This window comes from Undibacterium sp., assembly GCF_030683615.1.
GTDB lineage: Bacteria > Pseudomonadota > Gammaproteobacteria > Burkholderiales > Burkholderiaceae_D > Undibacterium > Undibacterium umbellatum.
In genome coordinates this window covers 31017-56515 of record NZ_JAUXQE010000040.1, presented here as the reverse complement: position 1 = coordinate 56515, position 25499 = coordinate 31017, and the positions used below count along the sequence as shown (strand labels likewise).

Annotated in this window: 22 protein-coding genes and 1 tRNA gene; 18 read left to right on the top strand and 5 right to left on the bottom strand. The window is 50.1% G+C overall.

The window, feature by feature from the left end:
• Window positions 1-78: 78 nt before the first annotated feature.
• The 5 genes from Q8K39_RS22465 to Q8K39_RS22450 form a co-directional block, all read right to left on the bottom strand.
• Window positions 79-2199 (bottom strand): hypothetical protein, encoded by a 2121-nt coding sequence (locus tag Q8K39_RS22465; protein WP_305263405.1) that lies wholly within the window; start codon window positions 2197-2199, stop codon window positions 79-81.
• 30 nt (window positions 2200-2229) lie between these two features.
• Window positions 2230-3765, bottom strand: coding sequence for a hypothetical protein (locus Q8K39_RS22460; protein WP_305263404.1), 1536 nt, complete (start codon window positions 3763-3765; stop codon window positions 2230-2232).
• Window positions 3766-4095: 330 nt separating this feature from the next.
• A complete protein-coding gene (locus Q8K39_RS22455; protein ID WP_305263403.1) occupies window positions 4096-4329 on the bottom strand; it encodes a hypothetical protein in 234 nt (77 codons plus the stop codon).
• 458 nt (window positions 4330-4787) lie between these two features.
• On the bottom strand, window positions 4788-4979 hold the full coding sequence (locus Q8K39_RS25025; protein WP_370868668.1) for an ATP-binding protein: 192 nt from the start codon (window positions 4977-4979) through the stop codon (window positions 4788-4790).
• Entirely contained in the window at window positions 4940-5611 is a 672-nt protein-coding gene (locus Q8K39_RS22450; RefSeq protein ID WP_305263402.1) for a hypothetical protein, read from the bottom strand. Before Q8K39_RS22450 ends, Q8K39_RS25025 begins: the two co-directional genes overlap by 40 nt.
• A gap of 239 nt (window positions 5612-5850) precedes the next feature.
• Between Q8K39_RS22450 and Q8K39_RS22445 the strand changes: the two genes are divergently transcribed.
• The 18 genes from Q8K39_RS22445 (at window position 5851) to Q8K39_RS22360 (ending at window position 25436) form a co-directional block, all read left to right on the top strand.
• A complete protein-coding gene (locus Q8K39_RS22445) occupies window positions 5851-6240 on the top strand; it encodes a VOC family protein (RefSeq protein WP_305263401.1) in 390 nt (129 codons plus the stop codon).
• Window positions 6241-6766: 526 nt separating this feature from the next.
• Window positions 6767-7843 carry an SMC-Scp complex subunit ScpB gene (scpB, locus tag Q8K39_RS22440; protein ID WP_305263400.1) on the top strand — a complete coding sequence of 359 codons (1077 nt, stop codon included), beginning with the start codon at window positions 6767-6769 and terminating at the stop codon, window positions 7841-7843.
• On the top strand, window positions 7824-9773 hold the full coding sequence (locus Q8K39_RS22435) for a pseudouridine synthase (protein WP_370868667.1): 1950 nt from the start codon (window positions 7824-7826) through the stop codon (window positions 9771-9773). Before scpB ends, Q8K39_RS22435 begins: the two co-directional genes overlap by 20 nt.
• A 297-nt stretch (window positions 9774-10070) precedes the next feature.
• A complete protein-coding gene (gene rimP, locus Q8K39_RS22430; RefSeq protein ID WP_186951745.1) occupies window positions 10071-10556 on the top strand; it encodes a ribosome maturation factor RimP in 486 nt (161 codons plus the stop codon).
• Window positions 10553-12112: a transcription termination factor NusA gene (gene nusA, locus Q8K39_RS22425; protein ID WP_186951744.1), complete on the top strand. Its 1560-nt coding sequence runs from the start codon at window positions 10553-10555 to the stop codon at window positions 12110-12112. Before rimP ends, nusA begins: the two co-directional genes overlap by 4 nt.
• Window positions 12113-12159: 47 nt before the next feature.
• Window positions 12160-15060 carry a translation initiation factor IF-2 gene (gene infB / locus Q8K39_RS22420; RefSeq protein ID WP_186951743.1) on the top strand — a complete coding sequence of 967 codons (2901 nt, stop codon included), beginning with the start codon at window positions 12160-12162 and terminating at the stop codon, window positions 15058-15060.
• Window positions 15061-15117: 57 nt separating this feature from the next.
• On the top strand, window positions 15118-15507 hold the full coding sequence (gene rbfA / locus Q8K39_RS22415) for a 30S ribosome-binding factor RbfA (protein ID WP_305263399.1): 390 nt from the start codon (window positions 15118-15120) through the stop codon (window positions 15505-15507).
• A gap of 46 nt (window positions 15508-15553) precedes the next feature.
• Window positions 15554-16480, top strand: coding sequence for a tRNA pseudouridine(55) synthase TruB (gene truB, locus Q8K39_RS22410; protein ID WP_305263398.1), 927 nt, complete (start codon window positions 15554-15556; stop codon window positions 16478-16480).
• A gap of 123 nt (window positions 16481-16603) precedes the next feature.
• Window positions 16604-18436, top strand: coding sequence for a translational GTPase TypA (gene typA / locus Q8K39_RS22405; RefSeq protein ID WP_186951740.1), 1833 nt, complete (start codon window positions 16604-16606; stop codon window positions 18434-18436).
• Window positions 18437-18564: 128 nt separating this feature from the next.
• On the top strand, window positions 18565-19434 hold the full coding sequence (locus Q8K39_RS22400; RefSeq protein ID WP_305263397.1) for a DMT family transporter: 870 nt from the start codon (window positions 18565-18567) through the stop codon (window positions 19432-19434).
• A gap of 103 nt (window positions 19435-19537) precedes the next feature.
• A complete protein-coding gene (gene yegQ / locus Q8K39_RS22395) occupies window positions 19538-20902 on the top strand; it encodes a tRNA 5-hydroxyuridine modification protein YegQ (protein WP_305263396.1) in 1365 nt (454 codons plus the stop codon).
• A gap of 73 nt (window positions 20903-20975) precedes the next feature.
• Entirely contained in the window at window positions 20976-21812 is an 837-nt protein-coding gene (locus Q8K39_RS22390) for an amidohydrolase family protein (RefSeq protein WP_305263395.1), read from the top strand.
• A 30-nt stretch (window positions 21813-21842) separates the two neighbouring features.
• Entirely contained in the window at window positions 21843-22166 is a 324-nt protein-coding gene (locus Q8K39_RS22385; protein ID WP_305263394.1) for a DUF1294 domain-containing protein, read from the top strand.
• 125 nt (window positions 22167-22291) lie between these two features.
• On the top strand, window positions 22292-22681 hold the full coding sequence (locus tag Q8K39_RS22380; RefSeq protein ID WP_186951736.1) for a cupin domain-containing protein: 390 nt from the start codon (window positions 22292-22294) through the stop codon (window positions 22679-22681).
• 140 nt (window positions 22682-22821) lie between these two features.
• The gene (gene dusA, locus Q8K39_RS22375) at window positions 22822-23868 is read left to right on the top strand and encodes a tRNA dihydrouridine(20/20a) synthase DusA (protein WP_305263393.1); all 1047 of its coding nucleotides are present in this window, start codon (window positions 22822-22824) and stop codon (window positions 23866-23868) included.
• Window positions 23869-24227: 359 nt separating this feature from the next.
• Window positions 24228-24303, top strand: a tRNA-His gene (locus Q8K39_RS22370).
• Between the two features lie 173 nt (window positions 24304-24476).
• Window positions 24477-25193: a serine protease gene (locus Q8K39_RS22365; RefSeq protein ID WP_305263392.1), complete on the top strand. Its 717-nt coding sequence runs from the start codon at window positions 24477-24479 to the stop codon at window positions 25191-25193.
• 66 nt (window positions 25194-25259) lie between these two features.
• Window positions 25260-25436: a hypothetical protein gene (locus Q8K39_RS22360; protein WP_305263391.1), complete on the top strand. Its 177-nt coding sequence runs from the start codon at window positions 25260-25262 to the stop codon at window positions 25434-25436.
• Window positions 25437-25499: the final 63 nt, after the last annotated feature.

The following is a 25499-nucleotide window of genomic DNA, read 5'->3' as shown; positions in this document are numbered from 1 at the left end:
TCGGGTAGGCTCTCAAAACCTATAGCCTCGAGAGCCTTGTGCGCAGATGTTTAAGCTTGGTATAGCTTGGATAATGCCTTATTTCGGCGTCTTGTTGTCAAACCACTTCAGGATGATTTGCGTGCGCTGAATCGATAAATCCCGGATTACCGGCATATGCAAGGCATCATCCATTGGTTTTGCGAGCACCGTGCGGATAGGCTCGGCATATTGAACCACCGTCGCATAGTCGTCCAGCTTGAAACGGCCCATGATAGGGTACAGCTTGGCATACTGCGGCAAAATGAACTGAATGCAATTATCCCAGGTCGGGTTTTCAGGGAAGGTCTGCTGGCTAAACAGCAGGATACTAATCAAATCGTCCGGATGCTGGGTATAGCTTTTTGCGATAGTCTGATCGGCAAAATTGTAGCGCACAAAGTAAATTTGCCCATCGACGTTTTGGCTGGCACGCGGAAAGCCAGGGTCAGTGCCGACGATTTTCAATTCGACCATGCCTTGCGCATCGGTCATCAAAGGCACAGCGCTGAAAGACAAGGCACTTTGCGGTATCGCGATGTTTTTCAATCCAGAAGTGCCGCCAGTACCCATGGTATTGCTAGTGTATTTCACGGAATCTTCCGGCGACATCAGCGTTGCCTGGAGGCCGATATTGGCCGCAGGTTGCCCAAACTTGGTGGCATATAAGCGAACCAGCGCCGTTTCGCCGTTAGCTCCCGACGTAATACCGGGGTTCATCCTGAAAACAAACTGATCGGCCCGCAAATTATAGCCATTGATATTTTCTGCCAGCCAGATAATTTGAAAAAATGTATTTTTTCCCACTAGACCCAAGGGCATCGTCAGTACCCCCTGTTCCGCCTGCTGCACAGTCAAGCCAGGTGGCAGTAAGGCAGGATTGACTTTCACCGTCAGAATGCCACCGCTCACTGTCATCAACTCTGCCATCTGGGTCGGGTCGTTTGGCAAAGCGGCGATAGCAACAGCATTGTTCAAACTAATGCCCGTCTCCTGACTTTGATCAAAATAGACCAAAAACAGATCGCCCAACGCATACAAGGCAACCCCGAAACCCTGCGCTGGGTCGTTATAACCGGGCTTATCGGTGGCGAGCGTGTTGCCCAGATTAACGGTGATCAATACTTCCTTGCTATCCTTGCTATCGCTCAGCACCTGCGTGCAGAACGGGGCAAAATTACATTGGGTATTGCTATTGGGCAGCGCAATCGGCGCCATCATGCGTGATGGCGTATAAAACACAGGGGTCGCCGTAGCCTGCGGCCCTATCGTGCCAGTTAACAAGCCGGTTGGAAACGTAGTATTGATGTTCGGCGGTGGCACTGGCGACGGTGGCGGTGCCAGGGTCGTTGCCAGGATAGTGGCGCGATAGGTATCGGCGTCGGCTTGCCCTAACAAAATAGTGAGCCGATTATTGACATACGATTCAGTCGGAACCTGGCCCAGCTTGGCAGGTAAGCCATTACTACCGAGGTTCATGAAATATCGGGTCATGGGCAGTAATTTGTCAACGATATTGGCGGGTACGCCTTTTTTCACCAATGCCTGCATGGTATCCGTATTGAACAAATAGATCACTGGCGCATTGTTATGCGCATTCACCACAAAATTGACGCTCAATTGTTGTGGTGATTGTTGCTGGAGCAGACTGAGAAATTTAGACTGTGGTTTTGCCGCAGTCGTCCAGCTCAAATTGGTCAAGCTTGATTGATATACTCCGCAACCACTGCCTGAGCTTCGTGGGCCGTTGATGGCCTGCGCCCAGACCGCGTTATACGAGCCAGCGACATAATCACCGCGGACAAAATCGCTGATCGATGCCGGGTTGGCGCTAATGCCAGCCACTTGCAAGCTCAGTCCCCATATTTCGCTGGTATTTTGCTGATCCGGGTCGAGGTCAACCAGCTTCGGTGCTGCCATCGCATACACGGCATTGACTGGTTGCCCAATCACTGGATCAACAGCGGGGTCGGTAGTTTCATCGCCGGGACCATAGACTACCTTGGTGACAAGACAGCTTTGAAAATCAAAAATTCCGGTGCCGTTCGGATTCCAGTAAAGCTGCAACTTTGCGATGTCATCATTCGCATCGGTATAGTTGTCCGGTGTGTTGTTCACCGTGCTTGGGTCAGCCAAAAAGCCACCGCTAAAGTGCAGTCTTGGATAGGTCAAATAGCTCATGTCAATTCCTCTATTTTTTGAAAACGGTTTTTATTTTTTAGGGCCACCGTTGGCGGCGCATATTGCGTTGCTTGGTAGCACGCCCGTGCTGCAACCTTTGGTTTTCAGATTCAGTAAATTGAAGATGTGAGAAAGCCCGGCTGGCGGCAACTGGACTTTGATTGCCTCACTCAGTGACTGGCCTTTACTCTTGCCATCCTGATTATGGCAACTGAAGCAATTGTAGGGATTTTGAATATTGGAGACACCATTTTGCACATAGGTTTCCATGCTATTGTTCGCGCCCGACAAGGACCCGACCTGCACCTGCATCGAGGGCGGCAAGGTCCCCCTGGCTGTCCATACATTGCCGACCAGTGAATAATTGGCCCACAATTTATTCGCGTCACCTGCAGGCAATGCCGCCAGCATTTTTTGCACTGATATATCCAATGCCTGCAAATTGGCGGAGCTTGGCTGTATGACAAACTTTTGGGTATCCGGGTCGCAAATATAGCCAGGCGGCGGAGTGGAGCTACAATTCAAATTGTTGGGCATGGTACCAATGGTCGGGTCGCCCCAAGGGTGCATGGTGCAAACCTGGGTGGCCTTACCTTCGGCATAATGATTGGGGGTGCAGTTGCCGCCAGTGCAGTTGGGATTATAAAAAGTCCAGTTTCCGCCCAGAGGGGGTTTGGCATCGGTCGTGGAACAATACGGAGCGTTATTACGGTGCTCAAAGGTACCCCAGATAAACTCTGGCTGGGTCGGTGTCTTGCTCACGATATGCATGCCCACCAGACCCAGATCCACATTTTCCATGCAGTTCTTGTCGGGTGACTTAACTGAACCCTTCGTGCTATAAAAGGTCTTGCCTGCCACTTCATCGGGCGTCAAAATTTTCCATGCGGTTTTCAATTGCATTGCGCCGGTGGGGAACTCCAGATTCGGGTACAAGCCTGGAATATCCACTACCTTGTAACCAGGCGGATCAACCAGATCTGGCGCAAGAGTCAAACTGCACTGCGCCTGGTACAAACCGCAACCGGTGATGAAGTCATAGCTCGGTTTATTCACCGATACGCCGTAAAAAACCCGGTTCAGCGATTTGTCGATCAATGGTTGCCCAACTCCCGCCTGCAAGGTCAGATTGGAAAAAACATAGTTCTGTTTTAAGCTCTGTTTTAAGGTGGATGGTCCTTTGCAATACGTCGGTTTGGGTACTTTTCCCCATGCGGTCGGAGTCTTGCCCGGATCAACAAAAATGCCATAACTAGGCATAAAGGTTTCAAATTGCAAAACCTTACTGCCTGTTGCTACCGGCTGCACCAAATACAGCATGGCCTGCCACATATACTGCTGGAAACTGCAATTATCAGTATTCTGCACGTCGCCCGGCAAGGACGGGTTGCTGACCCACGTGGAACTGGCATTGCAGCTTAAGGTACTGGTACTTGAAGCCGGGCTCTGTTGTGCCAGAGCGATTGAGGGAAGTGCAGTGATGATGCTGATGGCAGCAATTGCAATGACAGCAGCCGAGCTTATCGAGCTTATTAAGAAACGGCGCTGAGGGATGATTTTTTTCATAAACATTCCATTCTTTGTGATAAGGAAGCTTGTTGGCATTTCTGACGGAAGACATCCTCCCGCATAACCATTTGCGCAAATGCCGTATGTCCAAAAAAGGGCTTAGCGGCTTTGATGAAAAAATACGTCAAAAAAAAGTCGAAAAGAGCATCAAAAAAGTATCAAAAAAACATCTATAGACTGCATGTCCAATCTGATCTGAGGCGGTGCAATATGGCCTCAACCAACGGTCAAACTGCTACTTTTTGATAATTCAGGAAAAAAATAAATAATGTGGTACGCCATCACCAGCGTTGATGCAGATCGGGGCTTTGATAATGCCAATACCGTTCACAGGTTCACTGACATAGGACTGCGCCATCGAGTGGGCTGTAACAGTCCACTCGCCGCCGAGGGTGACCATGCTTTCAGATGGCCAACACTACTGGAATGGCAGATCGTACTTTGCGCACTATCGAGAAAAACAACTGTGCCGCCGCCGACAGTATTAACAATATCTGCTTCAATGACCAGGGAAGTGCTGGGCGCGCTTTGGACAACGCCGGGTAAGCTAGTATTGGACATGACTTCTCAAGTTTAATCGTGCGTCAGATAGGGCGCGCCTACGTTTAATTTCAATTTTCTTGAAGCAATTGCTGGAGCCTGAGGGATGGGAGGCTCCACTAATACCAAGATACAAATCCCACCAATACGATATTTGGCTGGACTCAATGACAAAGCTCAGGGATGTATAAGCTATGATGTAAAATACACCATTATTTATATTTAATCAATTAATAAATTGATATTTTAAAAAGCAAATTTTAAGCTGCGGGTTGCATGCTCTATTAAGCGTAGGGGGCTGGCGTGGCGGTGAATCGCCTGCATGGACGATGCCAAGCCGAGTGCCTGTCTATTTGATGATGACGCGGTCTGTTATGTCTAGATTAAGGCGGATATCAATGGAGTTGTGATTGTTGAAGTTCACAATAAACCGTCTTTGGCGCAAATATCCGTTAAGGAAAATTCTTGTCTCAGTATTCTTAGCCAAAAACCTCACTTTGCAAGGTCGACGGCAAAACAATCCTGAATGTGGTTCCGCTACCTATGACGCTTTCCACCTCTATCTTCCCATTCAATACCCCGCACACGATATTGTGTGCGATGTACAGGCCCAGGCCAGAGCTGCCTGCGCCTAGTTTGCTGGTGAAAAAAGGGTCGAAGATGCGGGGCAGGTTGTGACGTGGTATGCCTGTGCCGTCGTCTGTGATGCTGACTTCTGTGCTGCTGTCTGCCTTTGTCTCTGCCGTCGAATGCATGTGCCATGCAGTTCCTTAGCAGGCTTTGCGCGGCCGGCCTGGCATAGCAGGGCGGGTAGGCTGGTTATGTGCATGTGGTCGGCAATGTCGCACGTCAGTTGTATGGATTGTTGCCTCATGGGCGTGCTGAATGTCTGGCTGATTTCTGTGATCAGTTCTGCGACCGAAAACTCTTGCATGTCAGCGGTGGTGTGGTCAATGGCGATTTGTTTGAAGCTGCTGACCAGGTCGGCAGCGCGTTGCAGGATCAGGCTGGCTTCCCTGGCGTCGGCCATGTATTTTTCCAGGGTGCTGCGCTTCAGGCCTTTGGCATAGGTGGTGGAAAAGTCGCTGGTGCGTTCTGCCAGCCAATACACCCCTTGCGACTGCGATTCTATCAATAGAATGAGATGAGACAGTATGTCTGCCAGTGCTGCACCTTTGGCGATCATTTCCAGCGACTGATTTTGTCCCTTGTGCAGAGTTTCTGCCAGTTGAATTTTGTTGCCATCATTGCTGTTGACGATGGCAGTCGAGGTGCCCTCAAAAGGCTTTTTGAGTGTTTGCATGCATGCTGCCATAGTCTGGTTCATACATCCATTCCTGGTTAGGTGGTTTGGATCGCGATACTTTACTCTAAGCTGATTGTGTACTTATTGCAAATTTTTGGTGTCGGGGCAGGCTTTGTCAGCGATTTTTGCTGGATTGAAAAAGGGTGGCTTCCCTTGCGAGGCACATCCAGTAAAAAATGAGTAAAATGAAATCTATTACTGCGAAGTTTGAATGTCGCTTAGCAAGGAGAGCTGCCATGAGTATTGAACTAGATCACACGATAGTTCCTTCGCATGACAAGCTGGCTTCGGCAAAGCAGTTGGCTGATTTACTGAGCGTGCCCTGGGCGCCACCGGCTTTGGGGCCATTTGCGCCGGTGTTCGTGAATGAGGGCTTGACGCTGGATTTTATCCAGACTGATGAAGATTTCCCTGTCTATCACTTTTGCTTTCGGGTCAACCAGCAGCAGTTTGATGAAATACTGGGGCGTATCAGGGCTGCCGACATCCCTTATCGCAGTTCTGTGCGCGGGCCCATGGATATGCAAATCAATACCGATTATGGCGGGAATATGATTTACTGGAATGAGCCTGAAGGCCACCAGTGGGAAATGTTGACGGTGAGTTATGCGCGGCAGTCGGCTTAAGGTTTGATGGTTAATTTAATTGCAATGTAATCGTAGGTTAATTTTATTGTAGCTAAGCTTGCCCAGATTTTTCCGTGCAAACTTCCTGAATGCGTGGTAATCTCGCGCCCTTGCAGTCATATGCAGAATGTTGTTGGAGGGCTTGTGGTTGGCTTTCCGGGTTTGGTGCAGATTTTGGGGTGTGCGCAGTTAATGCGCGTTATTCACCCCATTGCAGACAGAATTATTGAGAAAAGCCACGTTTCAGCGTGGCTTTTTTATTGGTTATTGACGATATTTTTTGATCGTCTGCTAATTTCTGGACTACAATCCAGTGTCTACTAATTTTAGGGATTGTGCGCTGCTAAGTTCTTTGCGCGCTCCATGCAGTCCCGGCCGCCCGCATGAAGGGCGTTGCTACCAGGTTGGTGGCAACAAATTTAATACAATACTGGTGTGAGTAATGGCAAAGATGGTAACTGGTGTATCAGTTGCCTTGCTGCATGACATCAACTAAATAAAATAAACCCGTGTACTTTAATATTGCATGAATACTGCTGAGGCAAAGCGAGTCCTCGAAACAGCCTTGTTATGCGCGCCAGAGCCGCTAACAGTCAATACCATGAAAAAGCTGTTCCAGGATGCGGATGATCAAGGTGATGTGGTCGGCGCGGATACCATCAAACTGATGCTTGAAGGCTTGCGCCAGGACTGGTCTGACAAGGGCATAGAGCTGGTTGCTTTGTCGACAGGCTGGCGTTTTCAAAGCAAGCCAGAAATGCGCGCCTATATAGATAGGTTGAACCCGGAAAAACCACCAAAGTATTCAAGAGCAACGCTGGAGACCCTGGCGATTATTGCTTATCGTCAACCAGTAACACGCGGCGACATAGAAGAAATTCGTGGTGTGACCGTGGCGTCGCAGATGATCAAGACCCTGGAAGACCGTGGCTGGATAGAGAGTATAGGCCACCGGGATGTGCCGGGACGGCCATCATTGTTTGCTACGACCAAGCATTTTTTGGATGACCTGGGTTTGTCTTCGCTGGACCAGTTGCCGCCTCTGCAGCAGGTGAAGCGGGATGCCGAGGAAGAACTGGTTCCTGAACTGGCGGCGCTGGGGGGTGGCATGTTTGCTGCTGTTGAAGCAGAGGCATTGGCAGTGGAGCCTGTCGCCTATGGCGAGCCTGCTCCTGATGCTGAAATGCTGGTGGTTGCTGATGCGGAGCCAGCGATGCAAGATGTTCAGCAACTGCAGCAGCAACAGATAGAGGCTGTGCAAGATATGGAAGTTGAGTCTGAGCAAGGGTTGCAAGAGGAAGTCAGCGTTGCAATTGATGCTGCGACGAACGTGGAAGAGACTGCAGAAGTCGACACAGAAGTGCAGGCTGAAATTGCAAGCGACGAAAAAAATGTAGAAGTATCAGAAAAGATAACAAGAGAAGTAACTGAAGAAATAAGTGAAGAAGTAACTGAAGAAATAAGTGAGGTTGGGGGAGATTCTCAACCTGTCACGCAATTGAGTGATCAGGTAGCCGATACTGCGGCACCGGATAGTGTACCGGGCGCTGCAGCGAGTCAGTTGCCTCCAATAGAACTGAAGAATGAATCCAATGAATCCTGAAGATGTGAATGCTGACCAAGCTGATGGTGCGGGCGCAAATGACAATGGCCCTGCTGGTGGTGATGACGCAAAACCGGTAAAGCGCGCTGCGCGTGCCCCGCGTACTGGTGTAAGCCGATCCAAGCCTAAGCAAGAGAATGCAGAGCAATCAGCAGGGGCTACAGAAGCAGCAACGGCAACTGTAGCAGTGACAGCATTAGCCGTTGATGCTGAAGAAGCGCCAGTTAAAAAAGCACGTGCCCCGCGCGCGCCGCGTACTCCTAAAGAACCTGGGGCAGCGCCACGCGCCAGCCGTAGCAAGGCTAAGATTGCAGATGTTGTTGCGGATCAAGTAGTTGTTGTGCCGGAAACTCCTGTAGTTGTCGAGCCTGTGGTGCGCACTGAGCAAGTTGCTGAGCGCAGCGAACGCGCACCTCGCACAGAACGCCCGCCCCGCACAGAACGTGCGCCAAGGGTGGAGCGGACAGAGCGGGGCGAAAAAGCTGAACGCCCAGTCCGCGCTGACCGTGGTGAGCGTACTGATCGCGCAGAGCGCCCGGATCGTGGTGAGCGCACCGAACGTACTGAGCGTGGTGACCGCAATGAGCGTGGCCCACGTCAAAATGCTGGTCAGCCAGGTGCCAACAAATCCAATCGTCCGCAGCAACAAACTCGCGGTGGTCGTCCAGGTGCTGGCAATAATGCCGATGATGTGTTTTCCTTCGTCACTTCCGAGGCGTTTGACTCGGGTAGTGCGGAGGATGCCAAGGGCAAAGGCCGTGGCAAGCCAGTGCGTCGTGATCTGACTGCGGATGATGACGCGCCTAAATTGCATAAGGTATTGGCTGAAGCTGGCCTAGGTTCGCGCCGCGACATGGAAGAGCTGATTGTTGCTGGCCGAGTCTCCGTGAATGGCGAGCCAGCCCATATTGGCCAAAGAATTCTGCCGACTGACCAGGTGCGTATCAATGGCAAGCCCATTATGCGCAAAGTCAGTAAAAAACCACCACGCGTACTGATTTATCATAAGCCGGCTGGTGAAATCGTCAGTACCAATGATCCTGAAGGTCGTGCATCCGTATTTGAAAGCTTGCCAACCATGAAGGTTGGTAAATGGCTGGCGGTTGGCCGTCTCGATTACAACACCGAAGGTTTGTTGCTGTTCACCACATCCGGTGACCTGGCAAATCGCCTGATGCATCCTCGTTATGGCATCGAACGTGAATACGCCGTGCGTACCCTGGGTGAATTGGAAGAGGGTATGCGTCAGCGCCTGCTGGCTGGTGTTGAGCTGGAAGATGGCTTGGCGCAATTCTCCAAAATCACTGATGGTGGTGGTGAGGGTGTTAATAAGTGGTATCGCGTCATCATTGGCGAAGGTCGTAACCGTGAAGTGCGTCGCATGTTCGAAGCGGTCGGTTTGACAGTTTCACGTCTGATACGTACCCGTTATGGTGCCATGACCCTGCCTGCCAACCTCAAGCGCGGTCGCTGGGAAGAGTTGGAAGAGGATGCAGTCCGCGCCTTGTTGAAGCTGAGTGGTCTGGAAAAAGCCGGTGGCGATAAGCCTGCTGCGCCAGCCAAAGGCGGCAAGCCATTTGGCAATAAGGCGCCCGGCTTTGGTACTGGTCCAATTAGCCAGAGGCAAGTTGGCTTCCCTATGTCAAGTGGCCGTGCTGAGCGTGCTGAATATGGTGCGGGTCGTGGTGGCAATGCCAACGGCAACAATGCGTATGGCAACAAAACTGGTGGCAATTCAGGTAATGCGCGTAATGGTGCTGGCAATAATGCCAACAACGCTAACGGCAAAAAGCGCAGCCGTCAGCCAGATCCGCTGCAAACGGCACTGGGTTTTCCTGATGCTGGACAGCGTCGTGGCCCTACGTCCCGTGGTAGTGGTCAGGCCATAGGGCAGGGAATTGCAGCGCGCAGGCGCTCACGTGGTGCGTAATGTTTTTCGGTTGTTTTAAGCGTTTTGCAGTAGCGGGACGTGTTGAAATTACCTCGTTTTCCATTGCGACGAGGTAATTTATCGTTTATAATCTTGTAGTTAGCAGATTTTTCCTTTATTTGAATTTAAATCAGGGCGCTACAAAAAAAGATGGGCAGTTGCCCATTTTTTTTTGGTTTTAGCGATTGATATCGTGTTGAGAGAGTTGCGGCGCAGCGCTCAATAGCCCGAATCGCCAGGCCTGTAGCGGGTTTCGCCCGGTTTGCAAATTGTCAGTGTGTTTTTCGGAGAATAAGTTTGGCTTTGTTGGATTTGATAGAAAAGACCGTCAACGGTACCGGATATGATCTGGTGGACTTTGAACAGGCCGAGCGCGGCCTGTTCCGGGTTTATATTGATTATTTGCCGGAAGATTTAGAGCGCGGCAATATCACGGTGGAAGACTGCGAAAAAGTCAGTCACCAGTTATCGCATGTGCTGACGGTTGAAAACGTCAATTACAGCCGCCTTGAGACTTCTTCTCCTGGTCTCGACAGGCCACTCAAAAAAATCGCTGACTATGTGCGTTTTGCTGGTGAGAAAGCCAATGTGAAATTGCGCATGCCCATGCCGGGTACGCCAAATCGCAAAACTTTCGAAGGCATCTTGCACGAACCTGAAGGTGAAAATCTGAAGCTGGAATTTGAAGTAAAAGATGGGTCGGCCATGCTGGAGTTTACGCTCGCCGATGTGGATAAGGCACGCCTCGTGCCGCAAGTGGATTTTAGGAGTCGCAAAGCATGAGTCGTGATTTGTTGTTATTGGTGGATGTGCTGGCGCGCGAAAAGAACGTCGATGAAGAGGTTGTTTTCGGATCGCTGGAACATGCTTTGGCGCAAGCGACAAAAAAACGTTTTCCCGGTGAAGTCGATATTCGCGTAGAAATCGATCGCGACACTGGTGAATTCAGGTCTTTCCGCCGCTGGCACGTGGTGCCGGATGAAGCAGGTCTGCAATTGCCAGATCAGGAAATTCTGCATTTTGAAGCGGTAGAAGACGACCCTGAAATTCAGGTCGATGATTACATCGAAGAAGAAATTGAATCGGTCGATTTTGGCCGTCGTTTTGCGCAAGACACCAAGCAAGTTGTCTTGCAACGTATCCGTGATGCAGAGCGCGAACAAATTCTGGCTGACTTCCTGGAGCGTGGTGATTCCCTGGTAACAGGTACCATCAAGCGTATGGAACGTGGAGAAGCCGTGGTTGAGTCCGGCAAGATTGAAGCGCGTCTGCCACGTGACCAGATGATCCCTAAAGAGAATCTGCGTGTTGGTGACCGTGTCCGTGCCTACATTTTGCGCATAGACCGGAATGCCCGTGGCCCGCAAGTCATCTTGTCGCGTACTGCGCCAGAATTCATCATGAAGCTGTTCGAGCTGGAAGTGCCAGAAATCGAACAAGGTTCCCTGATCATCAAATCTGCTGCGCGTGACCCTGGTGTGCGTGCAAAGATCGCTGTGTTTACTGCGGACAAACGTATTGATCCTATCGGCACTTGTGTTGGTATGCGTGGTTCACGCGTACAGGCTGTAACTGGCGAGCTGGGTGGTGAGCGTGTTGATATCGTGCTGTGGTCTGAAGATCCGGCGCAATTTGTTATCGGCGCGCTGGCACCAGCCAATGTTTCATCCATCATGGTGGATGAAGAAAAACACGGCATGGACGTGGTTGTTGATGAAGAAAACCTGGCAATTGCTATCGGCCGCAGTGGACAAAACGTCCGCCTGGCAGCTGAATTGACAGGCTGGCAAATCAATATCATGACTGCTGAAGAGTCTGCGAATAAAGCCGAGCAAGAAACTGCCGGCATCCGCAGTCTGTTCATGGAAAAACTCGACGTTGACCAGGAAGTCGCTGACATCCTGGTGGACGAAGGTTTCTCCAGTTTGGAAGAAATCGCTTACGTACCTATCAGCGAAATGCTGGAAATCGAAGCCTTTGATGAAGATACCGTCAATGAGTTGCGTAACCGCGCTCGTGACGCTTTGTTGACAGAAGCAATTGCTTCTGAAGAAGGCCTCGAAGGTATGGAAGATGAATTAGTCAATCTCGAAGGTATGACCCGCGTGACGGCAGGTAAGCTGGGTTTGGCTGGTATCAAGACCCTGGCGGCTTTCGCTGGATTGGCTTATGACGAATTTGGTGCGATTTTGGCATTGCCTGCCGACCGTACCCGTCAATTAATTAAAGATGCATTTGAAGATGTGACCGATGATGAGATGAAACTCATCGACGCTAAATATGATGATCAGGCCAAGGCGCTGTTAGCCAAAGCCTGGAAACTCGTAGAAGCTAAGTAATTCACGGGTTTCAATCTCATAACGCGCACATAGAAAAAGAGGACTGAATGGCGAGTAACAATGTAGCCCAATTTGCCACCGAGCTAACGATGTCAGCAGATTTGCTGCTCACGCAATTGCGTGCAGCGGGCGTCAGTAAGAGCTCAACGTCAGATTCGCTGACGAAGGAAGACAAAGATAAGTTGTTGGAACATCTGCGTCGTTCCCACGGCGTTTCTGCGGACACCGAAAAGAAAAAAATAACCTTGACTCGTAAGGAAACAACCGAGATCAAGCAAGCCGATGCGACTGGGAAGTCTCGTACCATTCAGGTTGAAGTTCGTAAAAAACGTACTTTCGTCAAGCGTGATGATGCTCCTGCTGATGAAGCGCAGGCTCCAGCACCGGTAGTGGACGCAGCAGAACAGGCGCGCCTTGATGAAGAAGCGCGCCATGAAGCAGAGCTGATCGCACGTCAGGAGGCTGAGTTGCTCGAGAAGCAAGAACGTTTGGCCAAGCTGGAAGCGGAGAAAGAAGCTCAGGCAAAAGCCATGCGCGAAGCTGAATTGGCAGAAGCTGCTAAAGCTGAAGCTGAAAAAAGCAAGGCTGAGCAAGCTGCTGCTGCCGCCAAGGCACTCAATGCCAGCGCTAACGCCAGGCCTTCAGATGTCAAGCCCGCAGAGGTGAAGCCTGTGCAAGCTGCTCAAGCCGCTGCTGACGAAGACAAAAAACGTATTGATGCAGAAGAGGCGAAGAAAAAAGCGGTAGCCGACGCAAAAGAAGCGACCGATCGTGCTGCTGCTACTGAAAAAGCCAGAAAAGCTGTGGCTGATGAAGTTGCGCAAATCAAAGAAATGATGAACGCGGCACGTCGCCCAGCCAAAGCGCCCGAGCCTGCTCCTGTAGTAGCGCCAAAGGTTGCCGAAGGTACTTTGCACAAGCCTGCTGATAAAAAAGTGGCTGAGAAAAAGCCTGGAGCACCAGTAGAGAAAAAAGACGAGAAAAAACCAGCCGTTGGCGACAAGAAGGCAATTAAATCTGCCAATGTGTCCTCGACCTGGCAAGAAGACGCGGCCAAGAAGCGTGGCGGCGGTCTGAAAACACGTGGTGATACTTCAGGTGGCCGTGATGGCTGGAAGGGCGGCCCTAAAGGTCGTCGCAATAGTCATCATGATGACCGCGAAAGCAATTTCCAGGTGCCAGTTGAAGCCATCGTCAAAGATGTGTTTGTACCTGAAACCCTGACTGTAGCTGAGCTGGCGCACAAAATGGCGGTCAAGGCATCAGAAGTCATCAAGCATTTGATGAAGCTGGGTCAGATGTGCACCATCAACCAGGTACTTGATCAGGAAACAGCAATGATCCTGGTTGAAGAGATGGGTCATAAAGCCTTTGCTGCAAAACTGGATGATCCTGAAGCCATGCTGACGGACACGACAGAGCATGGTGAATATGAGTCCTTCCCGCGCGCACCTGTGGTTACTGTCATGGGTCACGTTGATCACGGTAAAACATCCTTGCTGGATTACATCCGTCGTGCCAAAGTCGCTTCTGGTGAAGCTGGTGGCATTACGCAGCATATCGGTGCTTATCACGTTGAAACACCACGTGGCATGATCACCTTCCTTGATACACCAGGCCATGAAGCGTTTACCGCGATGCGTGCCCGTGGTGCCAAGGCGACGGATATTGTTATTCTGGTGGTGGCAGCGGATGACGGCGTCATGCCGCAAACCAAAGAAGCGATTGCTCATGCGAAAGCAGCTGGTGTGCCTCTGGTAGTTGCTATCAATAAAATTGATAAGCCAGGTGCCAATGCAGACCGCGTGACACAAGAGTTGATCGCTGAAAGCGTTGTGCCTGAGGAATACGGTGGTGATTCACCATTCGTACAGGTATCTGCAAAGACTGGTTTGGGTATAGATGCCTTGCTTGAACACGTCTTGTTGCAAGCTGAAGTGCTGGAACTGAAAGCACCGAAAGATGCACCTGCCAAAGGTCTGGTTGTGGAAGCGCGCCTGGATAAAGGCCGCGGCACTGTTGCCACTATCCTGGTGCAGTCCGGTACCTTGAAACGTGGTGACGTGGTATTGGCTGGTTCAGCTTATGGCCGTGTCCGTGCGATGCTCGATGAAAATGGCGCGAATATCTCCGAGGCTGGCCCATCCATCCCCGTAGAAATCCAAGGTTTGACAGAAGTACCGTCCGCCGGTGAAGAAGTCATGGTCATGGCTGATGAACGCAAAGCGCGTGAAATCGCCTTGTTCCGTCAAGGTAAATTCCGTGACGTCAAACTGGCGAAACAGCAAGCTGCCAAGTTGGAAAACATGTTCGAAAACATGGGCGAAGGCGAAGTCAAAAACTTGCCTATCATCGTCAAGACCGACGTGCAAGGTTCGCAAGAAGCGCTGGTGCAATCTCTGGTCAAATTGTCGACAAACGAAGTGCGTGTACAAGTCGTACATGCAGCAGTTGGCGGTATTTCCGAGTCCGACGTCAACTTGGCTGTCGCTTCCAAAGCGGTCATCATCGGATTCAACACCCGTGCTGATGCGTCTGCCCGTAAATTGGCAGAGTCTAACGGCGTTGATATCCGCTACTACAACATCATTTACGATGCGGTAGATGAAGTCAAAGCAGCTTTGTCCGGCATGTTAGCTCCAGAGAAGCGCGAACAGATCATTGGTATGGTCGAGATTCGCCAGGTCTTCGTGGTCAGCAAAGTTGGCGCGATTGCCGGCTGTCTGGTTACCGACGGCGTGGTCAGACGTACATCCTCTGTCCGTTTGCTGCGCAACAACGTGGTTACTTGGACAGGCGAGCTGGATTCGCTCAAGCGTTACAAAGACGATGCCAAAGAAGTCAAGGCCGGTCTGGAATGCGGTCTTTCACTGAAAGGCTACAACGAGATTCAGGTTGGCGATCAGCTTGAAATATTTGAAGTACAAGAGATAGCACGTACTCTGTAACTCAAGATAACCCCGGACTAGTTCCGGGGTTGTGGTTTATGGAGATGTAAGAAAATTATGGCAAAACATAGCAAAAATATCCCTGGTCGTGGCCTGCGTGTAGCAGACCAGATTCAACGTGACCTGGCAGAAATCATCTGGTCTGAATTAAAAGACCCGCGTGTAGGCATGATCACTTTGACTGAAGTACAGTTGACCCCTGATTACGCCCATGCAAAAGTGTATTTCACCACCTTGGTGGATGACCCAGTCGCCGTCAAAAACACTATAGAAGCTTTAGTCAAAGCATCTGGCTTCCTGCGCAATCAACTGGGGCTGCGTTTGCATATCCATACCTTGCCGCAACTGCATTTCGTACATGATACTTCCACTATGCGTGGCATCGCCATGTCGAGACTGATAGATGAAGCCAATGCCACCCGCGCCAAAGACGACGGCGAAGAGTAAATCTTGAACGATACATTGCGCAGCCTGGCAACAGGCTGCTGACAACATGACGACTCCGCAGATTAAACGAAAGCGTGTGCCTGTGCACGGCGTATTGCTATTGGATAAGCCCGTGGGTTTTTCCAGTAATGATGCCCTGATCAAGGCCAAGCGTTTTCTGAATGCCGCCAAAGCCGGGCATACCGGTACGCTCGATCCATTCGCCACTGGCCTGCTGCCTCTGTGCTTTGGTGAAGCCACCAAGTTTTCCCAGGATTTGCTGGAAGCTGACAAGACCTATACCACGGTCGTACACCTCGGTATTACAACGACGACGGGTGACACCGAAGGTGAAGTGCTGGAAGAAAAACCAGTTGATGTCAGTCTGGTGCAAATCCAGCATGCTTTAAGGCAATTTACTGGCCCGATACAGCAAGTGCCACCCATGTATTCTGCGCTAAAGCGTGATGGCAAGCCTCTGTATGAATATGCGCGTGCGGGTATCACACTGGAACGTGAAGCACGCAGCGTCATCATTCATGAGCTGGAATTGCTGGCGTATGAAGCGCCTTTTTTGAGTCTGAAAGTCAAATGCAGCAAGGGTACGTATGTGCGCGTGCTGGGTGAGGATATAGGCGCAATGTTGGGTTGTGGTGCGCATTTGAAAGAATTGCGCCGCATCGGCGTAGGTCATCTGGTTTTGGAGAAATCCATTACCCTGGAGTATCTCGAAAGTCTGCCAGAGCCAGATCGACTAGCATTGCTGGACCCCGTTGATGCTTTATTGTCCAGTTTTGGCCCCGTATACCTGACCGATGAACTGTCACGCCGCTTCCTGCATGGTCAGCGTCTGCCATTAAATAAAGAAGATTTAGCCATTGAAACTGGGCGAGTTCGCGTCTATCGTGAATCAGACGGGCAGTTGCTGGGTTCGGCCCAGTTGCAGGAATACGGCATACTTGCGCCCGAGCGCCTGATTGCCACTGAACATTAATTGTGTCATCGCGCGGTAGCAACTCCTTGAAATAATAGGAGTTTTTCTACTTTTGCGCTGCAACATGTTATAATCGCAGGTTATCCGATTTACCTCATAGATTTACCCAATAAGAACGCTATCATGTCTACTTCAAAACGCGCTATTCGTAACATCGCCATTATCGCTCACGTCGATCACGGCAAAACCACTCTGGTTGACCAGTTATTGCGTCAGTCCGGTACTTTCCGCGACAACCAGCAGGTTGATGCCCGTGTTATGGATTCGAATGATATCGAAAAAGAGCGCGGCATCACTATTTTGTCCAAAAACTGTGCTGTTGAATACAAGGGCACACATATCAACATCGTCGATACCCCAGGCCATGCTGATTTTGGCGGTGAAGTAGAACGTGTCTTGTCCATGGTGGACAGCGTTTTGTTGCTGGTAGATGCACAAGAAGGCCCTATGCCACAAACGCGTTTCGTTACGCGTAAAGCGTTGGCTTTGGGTTTGAAGCCTATCGTTGTCGTCAACAAGATCGACCGTGAAAACGCTGATCCACAAAAAGCTGTTAACGCAACTTTTGAACTGTTCGACAAACTCGGCGCAACTGACGAGCAACTCGATTTCCCAATCGTCTACGCATCCGGCTTCAAAGGCTATGCAGGTCTTGAAGATACAGTACGTGATGGCAATATGGAGCCATTGTTTGACGCTATCCTGGAACACGTTCCTGCGCGTGAAGATGATCCTGATGGTCCTTTGCAATTGCAAATCACTTCCCTGGAGTACTCTTCCTACGTTGGTAAAATCGGCGTTGGCCGTATCCTGCGTGGCCGCGTCAAGGCATTGCAAGATGTTGTCTGGATGAATGGTCCTGAAGACAAGCCAACCAAGGCACGTATCAATCAGGTATTGACATTCAAAGGCCTGGACCGCGTTCTGGTTGATGAAGCATTGGCTGGTGACATCGTCCTGATCAACGGTATTGAAGAAATCGGTATCGGCTCTACTATCTGCGCACCAGACACGCCTGATGGCTTGCCTATGCTGAAAATTGATGAGCCTACACTGACCATGAATTTCATGGTTAACAGCTCACCATTAGCTGGCCGCGAAGGTAAATTCGTGACGACACGTCAAATCCGTGACCGTCTGGAACGTGAATTGAAATCCAACATGGCTTTGCGCGTAGTGCAGGCTGAAGGTGATGATTCTACGTACGAAGTTTCTGGTCGTGGTGAGTTGCATCTGACTATCCTGATCGAAAACATGCGCCGTGAAGGCTTTGAACTGGCAGTGTCACGTCCACGCGTGGTCTTCAAAATGGTTGGCGACGTACGTCATGAGCCATATGAAAACCTGACAGTTGACGTAGAAGAAGTCAACCAGGGTGGTGTCATGGAAGAGCTGGGTCGTCGTCGTGGCGATCTGCAAAACATGGAACCGGACGGCAAAGGTCGTGTACGTCTGGAATACCGTATTCCTGCACGTGGCCTGATCGGCTTCCAGGGTGAATTCATGACATTGACACGCGGTACAGGTTTGATGAGCCACGTGTTTGATGAATATGCACCGGTTGATAATTCCAAAGGTGAACTCGGTGGCCGTCGTAATGGCGTACTGATCTCGCAAGATGACGGCGCAGCAGTTGCCTACGCTATCTGGAAATTGCAAGACCGTGGCCGCATGTTCGTCAGCCACAATGACCCAGTGTATGAAGGCATGATCATCGGTATCCATTCCCGTGACAATGACCTGGTTGTGAACCCGATCAAGGGCAAGCAATTGACCAACGTTCGCTCTTCCGGTACGGATGAAGCGGTACGCCTGGTGCCACCTATCCAGTTGAGCCTGGAATACGCGGTTGAGTTTATTGACGATGATGAATTGGTCGAAGTAACACCGAAGAGCATTCGTCTGCGCAAGCGCTACCTGAAAGAGCATGAACGTAAAAAAGCATCACGCGACTAAGGTGATCTGTTCTGACTAATGCGGTAGCTAGTATTTAGTACTGCCGCATGAAGATCAACCCGTTTTGCTCTAGCCAGTTTGGCCAGGGTCAAACGGGTTTTTTTATTTGGATCCATATGCAAAATAAAATGTCTCACCGCAAAGCGGTGATACTGATGATTTGTGCTGCTACTTTGTGGAGTATTGCGGGCGTCTTTACCCGTCACCTCGAAGTTGCGCGTGATTTTGAAGTTACTTTCTGGCGCAGTTTTTTTGCTGCTGTTTTTATTGCGGGCGTCATGGCCAGGCAATACAAATGGGCTTTCATCCCGCGCCTTAAATTGCTCGGCAAGATAGGCTTTTTGTCTGGCTGCATGTGGGCCACCATGTATAGCTGCTTCATGATCGCACTGACCATGACGACAGTCGCCAATACATCCATCATGGAGAGTCTGTCGCCTTTGTTCACGGCATTGTTGGCCTGGCTCGTCTTGCACCAGCGTATACCGGCGCGCACCTGGTGGGCGATTGCAGCGGCCTGCATAGGCATGGGCTGGATGTTTGTTGGTAGCATTTCTGAAGTAGATGAGCGCGGTTTGATTGGTATGTTGATCGCCTTTGGTATACCACTGGCGGCATCGACAAATGTTATTATTCTCAAAAAAGGTGGTCATGCAGTCGATCTGGTTCCCGCAGTGTTTTTGGGTGGAGCCATCTCTGCGCTGATGATGCTGCCATTTGCCTGGCCTTTTCAAGCCTCGCTGCATGATATTGGCATACTGGCGATACTCGGTTTCTTTCAATTGGGTTTGCCCTGCATGCTCATGGTGAGGGCATCGAATAGCCTGACCGCGCCTGAGATTGCCTTGCTGTCTCTGCTTGAAGTTTTGCTTGCGCCGATCTGGGCATGGCTGGGTGCAGGGGAAGTGCCAGCTACTGCCAGTATCTATGGGGGCATCGTGGTACTGGTTGCGCTGGTGTTCAATGAGTTGACCGCCATGCGTGGCAAGGATGCATGATTACGCCAAATTGATGCAGATCAACTAATGGCTGGGTAAATTTTGTCTGAAAGCCTGGATGGCACTAAAATCGCGAACATTTTTCTTTTCGGATTTTCTTGTCATGTTCAAAGCCCCAGAACTTCTCTTGCCAGCCGGTTCGCTGGAAAAAATGCATGCCGCTTTCGACTTTGGTGCCGACGCGGTGTATGCAGGCCAGCCACGCTATAGCCTGCGCGCACGCAACAATGAATTCTCTACCCTTGATGTATTGCAGCATGGCATAGACGGTGCCCATGCGCGCGGCAAATTGTTCTTCGTCGCCAGCAATATTTTTCCTCACAACAGCAAGCTCAAAACCTATCTGCGCGACATGGAGCCGGTCATCAATATGAAGCCGGATGCCCTTATCATGGCAGACCCCGGTCTGATCATGATGGTGCGTGAAAAGTGGCCGGAAGTGCCCGTGCATCTGTCCGTACAAGCCAATGCCGTGAATTGGGCAGACGTGAAGTTCTGGAAAAAGATGGGCTTGACCCGCGTCATCCTGTCGCGAGAATTATCGCTCGATGAAATAGAGGAAATTCGCCAGCAATGCCCGGATATGGAGCTGGAAGTTTTTGTTCATGGAGCCTTGTGCATCGCCTATTCTGGTCGTTGCCTCTTATCCGGTTACTTCAATCATCGCGATCCCAATCAGGGGACCTGCACGAATTCCTGTCGCTGGGATTATAAGGTCGAGAATGCTACCGAAAATGAAACCGGTGACCTGGCGCGCATTCCGGTTGAGAGTATCCAGTTCAATTATCAGCAGGCGCTGGAAGAGGCTAATCAATCTTTTTCGGCGATGGGCGACATGCCGCGCCATCCACTTGCTGATCGTCCCTATCTGATAGAAGAGAGTGGCAAGCCTGGTCAGTTCATGCCTATACTTGAAGATGAGCATGGCACCTACATCATGAACTCCAAAGATTTGCGCGCTGTTGAGCATGTTGAGCGTCTGGCGAAAATCGGTATTGATTCCTTAAAGGTCGAAGGCCGTACCAAGTCCTTGTATTATGTTGCTCGCACCGCCCAAACTTATAGACGCGCAATTGATGACGCGGTGGCTGGTCGCCCATTCGATACCGATTTGCTGGGGCAATTGAATGGCCTCGCCAATCGTGGTTATACCGATGGTTTTTATCAGCGCCACCATACGCAAGAACATCAAAATTATATGGAAGGCGTATCAAAGGCGCACCGCAGCCAGTATGTGGGGCAGGTCTTGCAGGTGGTTGATGGCTGGGCTGAAGTCGAAGTAAAAAACCGCTTTGCCGTTGGTGATGAGATAGAAATTATTTCACCGAATGGCAATGAAATGATCAAGCTGGCTGAGATGCGTAATGCCGACAATCAACCTCTGAACATCATAGGCGGGGCAGGGCACAAGGTGCGTATCCCGCTGGATGCCAGACATGAAAAAGCCCTGATTGCGAGGATGTTGTAATCAGAGGGTTGACGCTTCCTTCCTGGCGTGTATCCTTGAATCAAAAGGTATATCAACGTTCGGCAGGGGGGGCATGACTATGAAAATGCGTCTACAGAATTTCTTATTGACCTGCTCTTTGGTCATGATGTCGGCTATTGCATTAGCAGCAGAGCCTTTACCCATATTCGATGCCCATATGCATTACAACATCGAAGCACGCAACACCTGGTCGCCGCAGCGTGTTATTGCCTTGTGGCGTAAGCTTGGTATACGCGCGGTATTGGCGACCAGTCGCCCTAATGATGGTACGCTGGATCTGATTGCGCAAAATGCACCGGACATCAAGATCGTCCCTTTCCTGCGTCCCTACAGAGTACAGCCTGACAGGCATGACTGGTTTGCCAATTCAGAGATAGAGCGCTTCGTTGAAAATGAACTGCAGCGCGGCATCTATCGCGGCATAGGGGAATTTCATATCTTTGGCAAGGATGCTGATGCACCCTATATGGCGAAAATTGCCAGGCTTGCCAAGGCACGTGATTTATGGCTGCATGCACATTCCGATGAAGATGCAATAGAACGTATTTTGCATCACGCACCCGGCGTCAAGCTGATCTGGGCACATACCGGCATGAGCACCTCGCTCGATAAAGTCGAGGCCATGTTTGTGCAATACCCTAATCTGGTCGGTGAATTATCTTTTCGCTCCGATCTTGAGCAAAACGGTAGCCTGAATCCTCAATGGAAGCGCCTGTTTTTGCGCTACCCTGACAGGTTCGTGCTAGGCACCGATACCTGGGTTACTTCGCGTTGGGATGATGTGCCGCAGTTGATAGGCTTTTATCGCCGCATGCTAAGTGAGTTGCCAGCAGATATTGCAGAGCGCATTGCGTATAAGAATGGACTGACCATGTTTGGTCTGCAATAATCCAGGCTCTTTCACCCGCTCCGCGATGGCATGGATTTTTTTGATCAAATTGCAGAAGTCTTTTCTTTGGTGCGTAGTAGTCAGCAACTGCAATGGCTGGGCGTAGCCATTATCTATGGCACCATGAGCATCATCACCCTGGTCATGTATGGTCTGGATAAGGCGGCAGCACGCAAACGTGAGTCAAGAATTTCAGAGCGTAGCTTATTATTGTGTGGGCTTGCGTGTGGCTGGCCGGGTGGTATGCTGGCACAAAGATTATTTCGCCATAAAACCGTCAAACCCTCTTTCCGGATGGCATTTGCCGGCACAGTCATTTTCAATTGTCTTGTCCTTATCATGCTTTTCTTGTAACTCCCAATTTCGTTGAACTTACTGACGTCATATTATTAAAGTATTAATATTTATATTTATTTTTGTTCCATGAAGACAGTCAAGACTATTCTTGTAATAGATCCGTATTTTTGAGGAAGCTAAGCATGAAAATAGAATCTCAAAAAACCTATGTTGCGCTGGCCGCCGATGGCATGGCGACCGTGTTGGCAGGTGGGCCTGCGTTTTGGAGCTTGCCGGAATCGGAAATTGATGCTTTTGGCAAGCACTGGCTGATCAGCGAATTCAGTTGTGACGCAGACTGGCCCAACTGGGAAATGCATCCACATGCAGATGAATTCGTCTATTTGCTATCTGGGCTGGCTGACTTCCACATAGAGCTTGACGATGTAGTCCAGAATATCCAAGTTAAGGCAGGGGAGGCCGTGCTCGTGCCCAAAGGGCGATGGCACACAGCGAAAGTGTTTGCGCCCTGCCGTATGTTGTTCATGACACGGGGCGAAGGCACGCAGCACAAATTGGTGATCAAGGAGTAATTTCCTGGACATTCACTTATTTGCAGTGTGCAGGATTGTGTTACCTGCTGTCGTGGATTTGACGACTCATGCGTCATTCAAAGGCGATTTCCCAATGGCAAGGTACAATACGGTATTGAAAATTGCCGTGTTGTTTTATTGTGAATACAAAAGCGCTACCACCACGCCGCATCTCTGTGGCCCCGATGCTCGATTGGACAGACAGGCATTGCCGCCAGTTCCATCGTCATATCACTCGCCACTCCTGGCTATACACCGAAATGGTGACGACTGGCTCACTCTTGCATGGAGATGTGCAGCGCCATCTGGAATTTAATCCTGGTGAGCATCCCGTTGCCCTGCAACTGGGTGGTAGTGAACTGGCTGATCTGGCGCATGCGGCCAAGCTGGGCGAGCAATGGGGTTATGATGAAATCAACCTGAATTGTGGTTGTCCGTCTGAACGTGTGCAAAAAGGTGCATTCGGTGCTTGCCTGATGGCAGAGCCTCAACTGGTTGCTGATAGCGTCAAGGCGATGAAGGATGTGGTCTCCATTGATGTCACTGTCAAGCACCGTATAGGTATCAATGAAGTGGATTCTTATGAATTCATGCGTGACTTTGTCGGCACTGTCGCTGACGCAGGCTGCAAGACCTTCATCGTGCATGCGCGCAATGCCATCCTTAAAGGCTTGTCGCCCCGTGAGAACCGAGAAATACCGCCACTCAAATACGATTATGCCTATCGCCTGAAGGGAGAATTTCCAGAATTGGAAATCATCCTCAATGGCGGTATCAAAACCCTGGAAGACATGGATGCACATTTGTTGCATGTCGATGGTGTCATGATAGGGCGTGAGGCTTATCACAACCCGTATTTCATGGCCAGTTTTGATGAGCGCTATTATGGCGATGCAAGTCCAGTCAAGACCAGGGAAGAAATTCTCGAGCACATGATTCCCTATATTCACAGGCAGCTGGAATTGTATGGCAATGGTGGTAAAGGCCTGCGTTTGAATACCGTCGTACGCCATATGCTGGGACTGATGATGGGCCTGGTTGGTGCGCGTGTGTTTCGCCAGATACTGTCAGACAGCAAGAAACTCGCATCTGGTCAGCCTGAACTGTTACTGGAAGCTGCCAGGGCCATGCAAAGCGTTACTGCATTTGACAGGAGTAAGGAAGAGCAAATGATCGTGGCGGCCTAGCCAAATAAAAGCCTGGGTTACGCAGCCAGGTCTTAAACTCAATACATGAGCTAATTTGTAAGTGAAAAGCGAGTATTCGTAAGAATTTGTAATACATAGTGGTGTGGTGTCCGTGCAGGAATATATTGCTGATGTTTCATTGCACGCTCCTTCAACTCACTACCTCAAGTGAGATTTCGCCTACGCCTTTAAAGCGTAGGCTTTTTTATGTCTGCTTATATTTGGCAAGAGGGGAGGGGCTTTTAATGCTCGCAAATGCCCTTGAGTAGGCTTTTCCCAAGAATGCTATTGCCTTCAAGCCAAATTTCTCGTATAATGCGTAGCTCTCTTGCACTGCAATACGCAGGAAAAATGCAGTGGTGGCCGTAGCTCAGTTGGTAGAGTCCAGGATTGTGATTCCTGTTGTCGTGGGTTCGAACCCCATCGGTCACCCCAGAAATTCAAACAAAAAGCCCGCTTCTAGCGGGCTTTTTGTTTGCGCTCATATTTGCTTTGTATCTTGTTCATGCTCCCAGTTTGTCAAAACAATAATAAATGTTGTTAAAAAGGTTATTTGTCGTAGGTATTATGCTATTTTTCTTGCTAATACTTGCAGAGCGGAGGGGCTTATGAGTGTGATACTTGAGCAGATCGCCAGAGCAGAGCAAAAGGCCAGTGACTTTGATCTGGATGCAGATATCCTATATAGATGTGACAAGACTCCCGCCCAATTATCGACAGTCAAGCAGCAGGTAGAGCGCAAACAATTTCTGCGTGAAAGTATGGGGGATGCTGGAAAGGTCGATGCTTTTTTTGAGCGTATCTTGCTAGTTAATGAATTGCAGGATGTTAATTATCTGGCGCGCGGTGTGGTCGCTGCCAGATCGGTGGCCAGAATCGCGATTCACGGCCTTGGTGGAAGTCAAATCGGTTGGGGTACAGGTTTTCTGATCGGTCCCGGTGTCTCGCTGACCAATCATCATGTGTTGCCAGATGCGCCAAGTTGCAAGAGCTCCAAAGCGCATTTCAATTATGAGTTGAATGAAGCTGGTGAGCAAACTGGCCCTCAGATATTCAAGTCGCATTCCCACCGATTATTTCAAACCAGTGTAGACCTGGACTTCACTGTGGTCGCGGTGGATGAAAAAGCCAGTAACGCTGAGGTGCATTTATCGTCTTACGCCTATCTTCCCTTGATTGAGGCGACAGGCAAGATGAGTGATGGTGAATGGCTGACCATTATCCAGGACCCTAATGGTGGTCTCAAACAGTTGTGTGTGCGAGAAAACAAGTTGATCAAACGTACCGAGAATGAACTCTTGTACAGCACAGACATCTTGGGATGATCTTCAGGCTCCCCTGTTTTCAACAATGACTGGTATGTCGTTGCACTCCACCATAGCGGTATTCCCTTGAAACTTAATGACAAGGTGCAGACCATAGATGGCCGTGATTTTGATCCTAGCCGCGATGCCGAGGACCGCATTAAATGGGTGGCAAATGAGGGTATACGCGTGTCGCGCGTCATCAATCGTAGTGGAAAGCAAATTTGTCGACATTGTGAGGTTAAATTTGTCGACAAATTATGATTGGAAAGAAAATTTTTCTGGAAATTCTCAGCGTATTTCCCAATTTTTCGCAATGGCGTCATC

What these genes read in the sequence shown, in the direction of transcription:
- typA (WP_186951740.1), top strand. Translation starts at nt 16,604, where the DNA reads ATGTCTACTTCAAAACGCGCTATTCGTAACATCGCCATTATCGCTCAC.
- Q8K39_RS22365 (WP_305263392.1), top strand. Translation starts at nt 24,477, where the DNA reads ATGAGTGTGATACTTGAGCAGATCGCCAGAGCAGAGCAAAAGGCCAGT.
- Q8K39_RS22465 (WP_305263405.1), bottom strand. Translation starts at nt 2,199, where the DNA reads ATGAGCTATTTGACCTATCCAAGACTGCACTTTAGCGGTGGCTTTTTG.
- yegQ (WP_305263396.1), top strand. Translation starts at nt 19,538, where the DNA reads ATGTTCAAAGCCCCAGAACTTCTCTTGCCAGCCGGTTCGCTGGAAAAA.
- nusA (WP_186951744.1), top strand. Translation starts at nt 10,553, where the DNA reads ATGAGTCGTGATTTGTTGTTATTGGTGGATGTGCTGGCGCGCGAAAAG.
- Q8K39_RS22380 (WP_186951736.1), top strand. Translation starts at nt 22,292, where the DNA reads ATGAAAATAGAATCTCAAAAAACCTATGTTGCGCTGGCCGCCGATGGC.
- Q8K39_RS22390 (WP_305263395.1), top strand. Translation starts at nt 20,976, where the DNA reads ATGACTATGAAAATGCGTCTACAGAATTTCTTATTGACCTGCTCTTTG.
- truB (WP_305263398.1), top strand. Translation starts at nt 15,554, where the DNA reads ATGACGACTCCGCAGATTAAACGAAAGCGTGTGCCTGTGCACGGCGTA.
- Q8K39_RS22460 (WP_305263404.1), bottom strand. Translation starts at nt 3,765, where the DNA reads ATGAAAAAAATCATCCCTCAGCGCCGTTTCTTAATAAGCTCGATAAGC.
- Q8K39_RS22445 (WP_305263401.1), top strand. Translation starts at nt 5,851, where the DNA reads ATGAGTATTGAACTAGATCACACGATAGTTCCTTCGCATGACAAGCTG.
- Q8K39_RS22455 (WP_305263403.1), bottom strand. Translation starts at nt 4,329, where the DNA reads ATGTCCAATACTAGCTTACCCGGCGTTGTCCAAAGCGCGCCCAGCACT.
- rbfA (WP_305263399.1), top strand. Translation starts at nt 15,118, where the DNA reads ATGGCAAAACATAGCAAAAATATCCCTGGTCGTGGCCTGCGTGTAGCA.
- Q8K39_RS22450 (WP_305263402.1), bottom strand. Translation starts at nt 5,611, where the DNA reads ATGCAAACACTCAAAAAGCCTTTTGAGGGCACCTCGACTGCCATCGTC.
- Q8K39_RS22385 (WP_305263394.1), top strand. Translation starts at nt 21,843, where the DNA reads ATGGATTTTTTTGATCAAATTGCAGAAGTCTTTTCTTTGGTGCGTAGT.
- infB (WP_186951743.1), top strand. Translation starts at nt 12,160, where the DNA reads ATGGCGAGTAACAATGTAGCCCAATTTGCCACCGAGCTAACGATGTCA.
- scpB (WP_305263400.1), top strand. Translation starts at nt 6,767, where the DNA reads ATGAATACTGCTGAGGCAAAGCGAGTCCTCGAAACAGCCTTGTTATGC.
- Q8K39_RS22400 (WP_305263397.1), top strand. Translation starts at nt 18,565, where the DNA reads ATGTCTCACCGCAAAGCGGTGATACTGATGATTTGTGCTGCTACTTTG.
- Q8K39_RS22435 (WP_370868667.1), top strand. Translation starts at nt 7,824, where the DNA reads ATGAATCCAATGAATCCTGAAGATGTGAATGCTGACCAAGCTGATGGT.